12 protein-coding genes are annotated in these 10,801 nt (G+C 69.1%); 11 read left to right on the top strand and 1 reads right to left on the bottom strand.

What is annotated here, in order from left to right:
• The 8 genes from AOK03_RS44455 to AOK03_RS34070 all read left to right on the top strand — a co-directional run.
• The coding region (locus tag AOK03_RS44455; RefSeq protein ID WP_167355673.1) for a hypothetical protein at positions 1-252 on the top strand (252 nt) is incomplete at its 5' end.
• Complete coding sequence (locus AOK03_RS44450) at positions 180-497, top strand: Sua5/YciO/YrdC/YwlC family protein (RefSeq protein ID WP_055569255.1); 318 nt, start codon at positions 180-182, stop codon at positions 495-497. The genes AOK03_RS44455 and AOK03_RS44450, both read left to right, overlap by 73 nt.
• A gap of 198 nt (positions 498-695) precedes the next feature.
• Entirely contained in the window at positions 696-3,386 is a 2,691-nt protein-coding gene (locus AOK03_RS34095; protein ID WP_055569254.1) for a bifunctional acetate--CoA ligase family protein/GNAT family N-acetyltransferase, read from the top strand.
• A 13-nt stretch (positions 3,387-3,399) separates the two neighbouring features.
• Positions 3,400-4,131, top strand: coding sequence for a CBS domain-containing protein (locus AOK03_RS34090; RefSeq protein WP_055569253.1), 732 nt, complete (start codon positions 3,400-3,402; stop codon positions 4,129-4,131).
• A 99-nt stretch (positions 4,132-4,230) separates the two neighbouring features.
• On the top strand, positions 4,231-4,824 hold the full coding sequence (locus tag AOK03_RS34085; protein ID WP_063792641.1) for an Rv1733c family protein: 594 nt from the start codon (positions 4,231-4,233) through the stop codon (positions 4,822-4,824).
• A 164-nt stretch (positions 4,825-4,988) separates the two neighbouring features.
• A complete protein-coding gene (locus AOK03_RS34080; protein WP_244177858.1) occupies positions 4,989-6,809 on the top strand; it encodes a stealth family protein in 1,821 nt (606 codons plus the stop codon).
• 361 nt (positions 6,810-7,170) lie between these two features.
• Positions 7,171-7,518 carry a flavodoxin domain-containing protein gene (locus AOK03_RS34075; RefSeq protein WP_055569250.1) on the top strand — a complete coding sequence of 116 codons (348 nt, stop codon included), beginning with the start codon at positions 7,171-7,173 and terminating at the stop codon, positions 7,516-7,518.
• Positions 7,515-8,006 carry a LysM peptidoglycan-binding domain-containing protein gene (locus tag AOK03_RS34070; protein ID WP_055569249.1) on the top strand — a complete coding sequence of 164 codons (492 nt, stop codon included), beginning with the start codon at positions 7,515-7,517 and terminating at the stop codon, positions 8,004-8,006. The genes AOK03_RS34075 and AOK03_RS34070 overlap by 4 nt, the downstream gene beginning before the upstream one ends.
• Positions 8,007-8,192: 186 nt before the next feature.
• On the opposite strand, the gene AOK03_RS34065 is transcribed toward AOK03_RS34070, so the two are convergent.
• Positions 8,193-8,900 (bottom strand): nitroreductase, encoded by a 708-nt coding sequence (locus AOK03_RS34065; protein ID WP_055569248.1) that lies wholly within the window; start codon positions 8,898-8,900, stop codon positions 8,193-8,195.
• 102 nt (positions 8,901-9,002) lie between these two features.
• Here AOK03_RS34065 and AOK03_RS34060 point away from each other — a divergent pair, with 102 nt between their 5' ends.
• From AOK03_RS34060 to AOK03_RS42890, 3 genes are all read left to right on the top strand, one after another.
• Positions 9,003-9,596, top strand: a complete 594-nt coding sequence (locus tag AOK03_RS34060; RefSeq protein WP_055569247.1) for a TetR/AcrR family transcriptional regulator — start codon at positions 9,003-9,005, stop codon at positions 9,594-9,596.
• Positions 9,597-9,844: 248 nt separating this feature from the next.
• Positions 9,845-10,147, top strand: coding sequence for a hypothetical protein (locus AOK03_RS34055; protein WP_055569246.1), 303 nt, complete (start codon positions 9,845-9,847; stop codon positions 10,145-10,147).
• 104 nt (positions 10,148-10,251) lie between these two features.
• The gene (locus AOK03_RS42890; protein WP_157869150.1) at positions 10,252-10,611 is read left to right on the top strand and encodes a hypothetical protein; all 360 of its coding nucleotides are present in this window, start codon (positions 10,252-10,254) and stop codon (positions 10,609-10,611) included.
• The last annotated feature ends 190 nt before the right edge of the window (positions 10,612-10,801 follow it).

The raw sequence follows: 10,801 nt of genomic DNA, 5'->3' as shown, positions 1-10,801 counted from the left end.
CGAAGACCTGCCGTACGACCGCGGGCACGCACCACGACGCGGCACTTCCCGCTCTGTGCGGACTGCGCGTCGGAGTACGAGGGTCCCGACGACCGGCGGTTCCACGCCGAACCACTCGCCTGCCCCGCATGCGGGCCGCAGCTCTCCCGGGGCGAGCTGCGGGCGGAGGCCACCGGCTGGTGTGTGACGCGACTGACCAGCAGGCAGTGCGGGTCTCTCTGTTTCTGCCCACCACCGGGCTGCACCACCTGATGCTCCGCGAACTCGCCCGCCCGCTCGTCGTCACCAGCCGCAATCTCACCGATGAGCCCATTGCCACCGACGACCGAGAGGCCCGGCGCACCCAGACCACCGTCGCCGACGGCTTCCTCGGCGAAGACGTCCCCGCGCTCGCCGCCGCATTCCACCTGACCCTCGCACCGTCTGTCCGGTCGGCGGTTGCTTCCTCAGCCATCGGCTGCTCACCGAGGTCCGCGACCGCCTGCGGGTGCCGGTAACCGAGTCCCTGCCGGTCGGCGATAGCCGCCGCACGGCTTGCGCCGCGACGCCTGCCTCGCCCGAGGCCGAACTCGGCGAGTCGCTGCCCGGCCCGGCACTTTGGGCCGGTCGGCCCGGGCCAACGACCGGTCGGCCCCTGGGCCCGCGGTCCGCGGAGCCCGATGCTCGTAGCGTCAACCTGACACGGGAGGCCCGACATGACGGACGACGAGCGCAACCGGCCCCCGGCCCACGCCCTGCTCGCCGATGGTACGACCGTCTGCATCCGGACCACCCGGCCCGGCGATCACGCGCAACTACGGGGACTGTACGAGGAGATGTCGCCGGAGAACCTCCGGCTGCGGTTCTTCGTCGTCAGCCGACGGGCCGCGGAACAAGCTGCCGATCGCGCCTGTGCTCCACCCCGCCCCGGATACCGCGCGCTGCTCGCTGAAACCAAGGGACAGATCATCGGCCTGGCTGAGTACGAGACAGTCGGCGAAGCCACTGCCGCCGAGATCTCACTCGCGGTCGCCGAGGGTCTCCACCACCGAGGGATCGGGACCCTGCTCCTGGAGCATCTCGTGTCTGCCGCCCGTGCCGACGGCATCGAGACGTTCACCGCCGACGCACTTGCCGAGAACCACGAGGTGCTGAAGGTCTTCGCCGACCTCGGCCTGCGCACCACCCGTCACTTCGACGGCCCTGAACTGCGCTGTGTCATCCAGCTGGCGGAGAACGAAACTTATCTGACGGCGGTCGAGGCACGCGGCCTCGCTGCCGATGTGGCAAGCCTCGAACCGCTCCTGCGCCCCCAGTCGATCGCTGTCGTCGGTGCGGGCCGCAAGCCCGGCTCCGTCGGCCGGGCGGTGCTGCGCAATCTGTGCACCGGCAGCTTCACCCGGCAGCTCTTCGCCGTCAACCCGAGCGTGTCCTCACTGATGCACGTGCCCGCCTACCCTTCCGTCGCCGCGCTGCCCCTGGTCCCCGACCTGGCCGTCCTCGCGGTTCCTGCCGCGGCACTGCCGGACACGGCCGAGGACTGCGGCAAAGCGGGCGTGCGCGCGCTCGTGGTGGTCACGGCGGGACTGGACGCCGGCCAGTCCGCCGCCCTCCTGGCCACCTGCCGACGCTACGGAATGCGACTGGTCGGCCCGAACTGCCTCGGCATCGCCAACACCGACAAGCAGCTGTCGCTCGATTCGACCTTCGCCGCCCGGCATCCGCGGGCGGGTACGGTCGGCATCGCCGTGCAGTCCGGAGGCGTGGGAATCGCCCTGCTCGACGGCCTGACGCGGCTGGGCCTCGGCGTCTCCAGCTTCGTCTCGCTCGGCGACAAGTACGACGTCAGCGGCAACGACCTGCTCCAGTGGTGGGAGCACGACGGCACCACGGACCTGGCGCTGCTGCACCTGGAATCCTTCGGGAACCCCCGGGCGTTCTCGCGCACGGCACGGCGTGTGTCCCGGAGCATGCCGGTCCTCACCGTCGACGCAGGACGTACCGCGGCCGGCCGGCGGGCCGCCGCGTCGCACACCTCCGCGGCCGCCACGCGAACCATGACGCGCCAGGCCCTGTTCACGCAGGCAGGCATCACCGCGACCCACAGCGTCAGTGAACTCCTTTCGGCCGCCGCCCTCATGCACGCCCAGCCGCTGCCTGCCGGAAGCCGCATCGGCATCGTCACCAACGCGGGCGGCGCGGGCGTCCTCGCGGCGGACGCCTGCGCCGAAGCCGGGCTCGCCCTGCCCCCGCTCTCCGCCGATCTCGTCGACGCGCTGCGTGCCGTGCTGCCCATGGGAGCTTCGGCCGTCAATCCGGTCGACGCCACGGCCGCGGTCAGCGAGACGGAGCTCAAGAGGTGCGTGGACCTGCTCGCCCGCGACCCGGGCATCGACGCCGTCCTGGTGGTCCTTGTCCCCACCGCGGTCGCCGCCGCGACCGGTGACGACCTCGTCCGAGCGCTCACCGACACCCCCGGCCGCCCCAGGACGGTCGCTGCGGTGCGGCTCGACCAGGCCCTGCCTGTACGGCTGTTGTCGACCGAGGGAGCCGGCGCCGTTCCGTCCTACGCCGATCCGCAGACCGCCGCGGGTGCGCTGGCCCATGCCGTCCGCCGCGCCCAGTGGCTGGCCCGCCCGCCCGGAAGCGTCCCAGAACTCGCCGGTGTGGAGACACCACGTGCCCGCACCGTGGTCGAGAGCTGGCTGGCCCGGCACCCGGACGGGGGCTGGCTGGAGCCGCGCGACTGCGCCGAACTCCTGTCCTGCTACGGGATCCCGCAGCTGCCCTGGGCCTGGGCCGAGACCGAGGACGACGCGGTCCAGGCGGCCGACCGGCTGCGGGGTCCTGACGGCCGGATCGTGCTGAAGGCGCACTGGCCCGGGCTGCTGCACAAGAGCGAGCAGGGCGCCGTGCACCTCGACCTCCAGGGGGAGAGCCAGGTGCGCGCGGCTTTCCGGGACCTGGAGACCCGGTTCACGGGCCTGCTGACCGGGGTGGTGGTCCAGCCGCTCGCCGAGCGCGGCACCGAGTTGTTCGCCGGTGTCGTACAGGACGAGGTCTTCGGTCCGCTGGTCCTGTTCGGCCTCGGCGGTACGGCCACCGAAGTGCTCGCGGACCACGCGGCCCGCCTGGCTCCGCTCACCGACCTCGACATCCATGACCTGATCACCGCGCCGCGCTGTGCGCCGCTCCTCTTCGGGCACGGCGGCCGTGGGCCGGTGGACCTCGAAGGCTTGGAGCAGCTGCTGTACAGGCTGTCCCGCATGGCCTGTGACCTGCCGCAGCTCGCCGAAGCCGATTTCAACCCCGTCCTGGCAGGACCGGGCGGCATCACAACGCTCGACGTGCGCGTACGGCTGCTGGCGCGGACGACCCGGGATCCGTACCTGCGCCGACTGCGCTGAGAGGAGACGGAAAATGAAGCACAGCAAGATCGGCTCGGTGATGATCAGCGACGTCATCAGTGCTCAGCGCGGCACGCCCTTCAAGGAGGTGGCGCGACTACTGTCCGAGCACTGCATCAGCGGACTGCCCGTGATCGACTCCGACGAGAAGGTCATCGGCGTGATTTCCGAGACGGACCTGCTGGTGCGAGAGGCCGAGGCCCCTGGCTCTTATGCGCCTTCTCGCCGGTTCCGGCTCCTCAAGCAACATTCCGTCGCACGCAAGGACCGTTCCAAGAGCACGGCGCGAACGGCGGGACAGCTCATGTCGACACCTCCCATATGCGTCCACGCCGAGCAGACCATTGCCGAGGGGGCCCGCCGGATGGCGGAGCACCGGGTGGAAAGGCTCCCCGTCATCGATGACGAGGACCGACTCGTCGGCATCGTCACCCGGCGTGATCTGCTGCAGATGTTTCTGCGTCCCGACGACAGCATCCGCCATGAGGTGATCGAACAGGTCCTGGTCCGGACTCTGTGGCTGTCGCCTCGGACCATCACCGTCGAGGTATGCGAGGGAGTGGTGACCCTCGTCGGACAGTTGGAGCGCCGCAGCGAGGTTCCCATCGCACTGCACATGACGCGTGAGATCGACGGCGTCGTCGCTGTGGTCGACCAGCTCAGCTACCGCATGGACGACTCCCACCTGCAGCCGAGCGACCAGGCCATGCGGGGCGTGGCCGACGAATGGCTGCGCAAACTCTGAGAAGAAGGCGGATCCCCATGACCACCAGAGTGCTCATCGCCTCGGGGCGGGTTCCGCCGGGGCGGGTTCGGCACCCCGCATGGGACTGGTAGTGACGCCATGGGCACCCTGCCGCACAGCCGCGTTCACCCGGTGGGTTGGCGATGGCGGAGAAACCCGCTCAGGCGCCGCAGTGATGCCGTGGAAGCCTGGACCGTACTTCTGCTGGGGACGGCGGTGCTGGTCGTCGCCCCCGTGGCCGGGGCGTTCGCCGGATCCGCCTCGTACGACAGCCGGCATGCCGAAGCCGAACGGCAACGGGCCGACAACCGCGTCGTACAGGGCACCCTGACCGAGGACGCCCCGTCGGCCGACCGTTTCAGTTCTCGGATGAGGCATCCGGTCGAGGTGCGCTGGACCGACCCCGCAGGCACCGTGCACACGGCCGAGGTGAAAATCGAGGCAGGGACCAGCAAAGGCAGCAGGACCGACGTCTGGCTCGACGCCCGCGGGCACCTCACGACGGCTCCGCCGACCGAAGACGACCAGTGGACCACCGCGATCGCCGCGGGAAGCGGGGTGGCCTTCGCGATCTGGGTGGTGAGCGGGGGCTCTTGGCTGGCCGTACGCGTCGTGTCCGGCCACCGACGGATGGCGGAGTGGGAGCGTGCATGGGCACGAATCGAACCGCGCTGGTCGGACAAACGGCCCTGAACTCGGCCTGGCCGGCCGCGAATGGAGCCGCTCGGCTCTGCGTTTGGGCCCCGTTCCGGGGCAACTCAGCCCAGGCTGCGGACTCCCTCTGGCGGGACAGTGAATGGCGAGAGGGCGAGGGGAACGGTGAGGAGCCGCCGCGCCTGATACGTGAGGAGACCTCCATGGGCACCGTGGCACGTCTCGAACCACCGATGCCGCCGCACAGCGCCCCGCAAAGGAAGGCCATGGACCCCAGTCATGAGCTCTCGGGCCTGCTGCGTCTGTACCGCCTGATCACCCCCGGTCCCATCAGGCGGATGGTCGTGGCCCACCTTTCCATCGCTGCCCGCGACCGCTTGAAGCAGTACGCCGCTTTCGCTCCGTCCGTCCGCCGCCTGGCGGGTCGATCACGCGCAGCCTGGCTGGCGCACACGCGCTCTGACATGGTTGCGGGTCCGCACCGTTCGGTGCGCTTGGTGCGAGGCGTGCCCAAGGCGACGTTGGTGCGGGAGGACTTGTCCCCCCTGCAGGCGCGAGAGGCCAATGCCAGGTCGGTATGCCAGGCCTTCGACGCCTTCGGACTGGACTACTTCCGCGTTCGTGGAAACAGCCACACGTCGACCGTGGTTGCCGTCGACGCCGATCACCGGGAGACAGCCCTCCAGGCCCTCGCGCAAGCATGCAGATCAGAGCCGGGATACGTCTGCGCGCCTGATGCTCGTTGGCGGAAACGACGGGCCACCAGCCCGGGGTTCCGACGCGGCGCGTGGCGAAGGCTGGCACGGTCCGATGTCATCCGAACGACCTGGTACTACAGCGATCCGCAGGGGCGCATGACACTCGGGCCGAAGTACGGATGCGACGTCGAATTCTGGACAGCGGACGAGACGCGACTGCTGGCGCCGCGCCCCAACCGCCGAGCTGTTCAGGTACCGCGCACCGACATCCCGGTTCACGCGTCAGACTCGTTGTTCACCTGGATGGCCTCAGGTGCCCGTCCCCTCCCTGCCGTCCGCACCCGCAAGGAGTTCGCCCGCCCCGGTCCCGAGGACATCCGCTTTCCGGTGGACGTCGTCTACACGTGGGTCGACGGCAGCGACCCGGAATGGCAGCGCCGCCGGGCGGCCTGCACCGGGCAGGGCTATCACGAGGAGGCCGCGAATGCGGCGCGCTACCTCGATCGCGGCGAACTGCGTTACTCACTGCGTTCCTTGAGCCAGTACGCACCCTGGGTACGCACCATCTATCTGGTCACCGATGAACAGACGCCGTCCTGGCTCGACGTTCACGCCACCGGCCTCCGTGTCATCAACCACAAGCAGATCTTTTCCGATGCGAGCTGGCTTCCCACGTTCAACTCGCATGCCATCGAAAGTCAACTGCACCACATCGACGGCTTGTCCGAGCACTTCCTGTACCTCAACGACGATGTCTTTCTCGGGAGGCCCACCACACCGCAAGACTTCTTCTTCGCCAACGGGCTGACGAAGTTCTTCCCCTCGACAGCACTCGTTGCGCCCGGCCCGCCGTGTCATGAGGACGCACCTGTCGCAGCCGCGGGCAAGAACGTCCGCGTCCTCATCGAGGTCGCCTTCGGCACAGTGATCAGCTGCAAGATGAAGCACACGCCGCACGCACTCAGGCGCGACGTGCTCTACGAGATCGAGAAGAACTTCACGGACGCGTACCGGTCCACTGCGAGCCACCGGGTGCGCAGCGTCGATGACCTGGCCATCGTCTCGTCCCTGTACCACTACTACGCCTTTCACACGGCTCGCGCCGTTCCGGGCCGGTTGCGGTACGCCTACGTTGATCTCTCCCATCCGGCGCTGGCCACGCGCCTGGGCGCTTTACTGGAAAGGAGGGACCGGCAGGTCTTCTGCCTCAATGACACCGTCTCCGGAGCAGGAGACGCGTTGACCCAGCAGTCTGTGCTGAGCCCATTCCTGCAGAGCTATTTTCCGGTGCCAAGCCCCTATGAGACGACATCGCACACGGCCTGACGCCGCGCAGCGAACGGTGATGCGGAGCACGGAACTCTGGCGCAGGGGATGGCGAACATCCGCCGTGTGGTCGCACATGACAGCGGCAATGGTGATCTCTGAATCCGGCGAGCACGCTCCCCACCGCCGATGACCTCATGGCGACTGGTTCGCCGCACGCCACGTCGCCCTCCGGAGCGCGGACCGTGCGCAGCGACAGGCTGGCCTCAGGAAGCCGGAGGGGAGGAGCAACGATGAAGGATTCGGTAGCCGAACACGGACCGCGGACGCTTCATCCGAAACTGACGGGTACGGAGGGCCGCGTCGATGTGCCCCAGGCAGCCTGTGAGTTCAGGGATCCACATTCCTTCGAGGTGAGGGCATGCATGTATGGGTCGGGTACGCCACCGCGCACGGCTCGACCCGGGATAGCGCACAACGTATCGGCATGCGTCTCAGTGCTGCGGAACTGCACGTCGACGTACGCGCGATGAGGGAGGTCCAGGCAGCGCCCGCATACGAGGCGTTCGTGCTTGGGAGCGCGATCCACAGCCAGGCATGGCTGCCCGAGGCGAAGGACTTCGTTCGTCTTGACGGCGTACTGCTGGGCATCCGTCCGGTATGGCTCTTCAGCGTCGGGATGCCCGGCGCGTTGCGCGGACTGGCGTGCGAGACGGTAGTTGGGTGGAAGCGCGTCCCAGGTCCCACGGAAGTTCTGGAGGGATTATGAGCAACCGCATCGATCAACCCCGAAAGCTCGACCTCGTCGGCACACCGGTCCTCATAGCCGGTGTCGGCACCGGGCATGAGGCCACGTTGCACTACCGCGTCAGCGACGGCCACGAGGAAGTGACCGGTCACTTCAATGCCGGAGGCGGTGCAGGAGAGGTCGGTCAATTTCAGGTTCAGGCAAACGTAGGTCGTACCAGTTTTAAGACCGACCAACTGCTCGTCCAAGTCTTCGAGAAAAGCCCCAAGGACGGCAGTGAGATCAATGTGATGACGGTTCCTGTCCTGTACGGGCCGCGCATTGTTACTGGCTACCACGGTTACCGTGAGCACAAGGTGGTCAAGGGAGATACCTTGTCGGGGCTGGCTAAGACGTATTACGGAGACGTGTCTCTGTACAAACGCATTCAGCGTGCCAACCTGGACCAGATAAGCGACCCCGACAAAATCACTCCCGGACAGGTGCTGCGGGTTCCCATGGGCTCCTGAACGTGGGTGGACGCGAGCTGCGATACCCGTGCGCACTCGCGGGCCTCGGGCCCCGTCTCCTCAAGGTGGGGGCGGTGCCGTACGGGCAGTATTGACATTGCGGCAGCGAAGGCCTCGTGTGCGGAGGGAAGCCGAGTGCCGCGATGCGGTCGCCTGCTTGCCGCCTTGCCGCCGCCTGGTTGCTGCCTAGTTGTGGAAGGTCGTGGTCGCGTCCAGGGCGGCGCGTCCGGTCGTCACTCGGTTCACGGGCGCGCTCTCGTCGGCGTAACCGAACGAGATGCCCACGAGCAGTCTGCCTCCGGTGACGCCGAGTTCGTGCCGGACGGTGTCGGCGTAGAAGCTGAGCAGTCCCTGCGGGCAGCTGTCCACGCCGTACGCGGTCATCGCCAGGAGCAGGGTCTGCATGTAGGCGCCGACGTCGGCGGCCGACCGCGCCGTGCCGTCGCCGTCGACGAAGAGGAACGCGGCGTGCGGTGCGCCGTAGAAGCGCAGGCTCTCCGCGTCGTAGGCCGCGCGTGCCGCGTGGTCGTCGGGCGCGATGCCCAGCGTGCCGTACAGCTCGGCGCCGAGCGCGGCCCGGCGCGCCCGGTGCACTTGCGTGTACATCTCCTCGGAGTACGGGAGGTCCACCGAGGTGCGCCGCTCGGCATGGGCCGTCTGCAGGGCCGTCGCCAGGCGCTCGCGCGCCGCGCCGCTCACGACCTCCACCTGCCAGGGCTGCGTATTGGAGTTGGAGGGCGCGGCGCCTGCCAGGGAGAGGATCGCGCGCATCGTGTCCGCGGGGACGGGCTCCGGACGGAACGCGCGGGTCGCGTGGCGGCCGCGTATCAGCTTCTCGGCGCAGCCGCTCAGTTCGGTGGCGTCGGTCGGTTCGGTGGGGACTCGGCTTCTCATGGCGCACTCCTTAGTGAGGACGGAAGTAAACGGAAACGTTTACTTGAGGGGGATCGTAACGGGTCGCCCTCTCTGAAGTAAACGCAGACGTATACTTGCGTCATGGCTACGACGACCACCGCACCTCAGCAGCGGGGACGTGGAGGGCGGGAGCGCATTCTGGCCGCCGCCGCCCAGCTCTTCGCGTCCCAGGGGATCAACGCGACCGGCATGGAACAGGTCGCGGACCGGGCGCCGGTGTCCAAGCGCACGCTCTACGCGCACTTCCGGACCAAGAACGACCTGGTCCTCGCCCACCTGGAGAGCCTCGCGTCGTCCGGTGCCACCCTGGAGGGTGTGCTGACCCGCGAGGACATCCCCCCGCGGGAGCGGATCCTGCGACTGTTCGACCAGCCCGCGGTGGACGCGGCTCCGGTGCGCGGCTGTCCGTTCATCGATGCCGCCGCCGAGTTCCCCGACCCGGAGAGCTCGGTCCACTCCTATGCGCGCGAGCAGAAGATCCGGATGGTTCGACTGGTCGCCGCGCTGGTGACGGAGCTGGGCTGCCGGGAGCCCGCCGCACTCGCCGAACAGCTGGTCACGCTCGCGGACGGGGCGGCCAGTCGCGCCATGGTGCTGGACGACGCGGACTACGGCCGGTACGCGCGAGCGGCGGCGGAGGTCCTCCTCGAACGGGCTCTGCCGGGCGCGGGTTGACGCGGCGGGATGCCTCCAAGACCGTCGATCTTCAGCCGTGTTGGACGTCGGAAGCCGCGAGCACCTTGTCGCCGGGCTACGATCACGGGGTGATGACGGCCTGGTCTCCTTTCGGTACGCGCGGGAGCCGCTCGACGGCGGCTCTGTTGCGGGTCGTGGGGCTGGGTCTCTTCCTTTTCGGGCTGGTGTTCGCGCATGCGGCCAGCCCCGAGGCGACGAGTCGTCACATCGGGGCCGGGAGCGGTGCCGTGGCGGCGCATCTCGTGGCCGGCGCGCCCACCGCGTCCGACGCCATCGTGGGCGGTGACGCTTCCGCCGTCGCCGCGGCGCCGGGAAGCCATCGGCACGACCACCCCCAGTCGCACACCGTCGAGGAGTGCGCCCTGGGTCAGCCCCCGCAGGGGCCCGACGTCGACCTGCCCTGCCTCTCGCCGCTGGGTGCGGCGCGGCAGGCCGGTGCGCCCGTGGCCGCGGGCGCCCAGCGCGTCGCGGGCCGCGACTTCGTCGTGCCGATAGCGCACGCGGCCGACTCCACGATCCTGCGCATCTAGACCGAACGGTTCCCCGACCGGTCTGTCCTCGTCCCGGCCATGGGTGTCAGCGCTGCGCGTCCCGCATGCGTGCCACCGCCGGGCAGTTGTCGCGCGGAGGATCTGTGCTGCCTCGGCTCTTTGTCCGCAATCTGTTGTACGTCCTGCTGCTCGCCGCGGTGCTCGTGTGCTCCGGCGGCCATCACCACGGCCAGGAAGGGCCGCACGCGCCGTCGACGTTCCAGGTGGCCGACGCGCCCGCTTCTCCCGGTCACTGCCACGAGCTCGGTTCAGGGCCTGGTTCCGGTTCTGGTTCCGGTTCCGTCGCGCAGTCGTTCGTACGTCTCCTCGCGCTCGTGCCCACCACCGCACCGGTCGTGCATGCGGTGCGTGCCTCGGCGGCGCGCCCCCTGGGCGTCGCGCGGGGAAGGGACCCGGGCGGTGGCAGGGCCGCCCTCAACTCGCTCTGCAGGTGGCGCATATAGGGGTCCGTCGCGATCCCCGTACGCGTCCACCCCCCCCGAACGAGAGCGAAGAAGCGAAGAGATGCATTCTCCGATCGCGCACGACTCCACCCGCACCACCCACTCCACCTCCACCCACGCGGGCCACGCGGCTCAGGCCACGCACACCGTCCAGTCCGCCCCTGCCGGATCCACCCTCCCCGGCCTCGTC

The organism is Streptomyces atriruber, assembly GCF_001418325.1.
In the GTDB taxonomy this organism is placed as follows: Bacteria; Actinomycetota; Actinomycetes; order Streptomycetales; family Streptomycetaceae; genus Streptomyces; species Streptomyces atriruber.
Note: the sequence above shows the minus strand (reverse complement) of the source record. Positions and strands in the feature narration are given on the sequence as shown.

What these genes read in the sequence shown, in the direction of transcription:
- AOK03_RS34085 (WP_063792641.1), top strand. Translation starts at nt 4,231, where the DNA reads ATGGGCACCCTGCCGCACAGCCGCGTTCACCCGGTGGGTTGGCGATGG.
- AOK03_RS34090 (WP_055569253.1), top strand. Translation starts at nt 3,400, where the DNA reads ATGAAGCACAGCAAGATCGGCTCGGTGATGATCAGCGACGTCATCAGT.
- AOK03_RS34080 (WP_244177858.1), top strand. Translation starts at nt 4,989, where the DNA reads ATGGGCACCGTGGCACGTCTCGAACCACCGATGCCGCCGCACAGCGCC.
- AOK03_RS34075 (WP_055569250.1), top strand. Translation starts at nt 7,171, where the DNA reads ATGCATGTATGGGTCGGGTACGCCACCGCGCACGGCTCGACCCGGGAT.
- AOK03_RS34070 (WP_055569249.1), top strand. Translation starts at nt 7,515, where the DNA reads ATGAGCAACCGCATCGATCAACCCCGAAAGCTCGACCTCGTCGGCACA.
- AOK03_RS34060 (WP_055569247.1), top strand. Translation starts at nt 9,003, where the DNA reads ATGGCTACGACGACCACCGCACCTCAGCAGCGGGGACGTGGAGGGCGG.
- AOK03_RS34065 (WP_055569248.1), bottom strand. Translation starts at nt 8,900, where the DNA reads ATGAGAAGCCGAGTCCCCACCGAACCGACCGACGCCACCGAACTGAGC.
- AOK03_RS34095 (WP_055569254.1), top strand. Translation starts at nt 696, where the DNA reads ATGACGGACGACGAGCGCAACCGGCCCCCGGCCCACGCCCTGCTCGCC.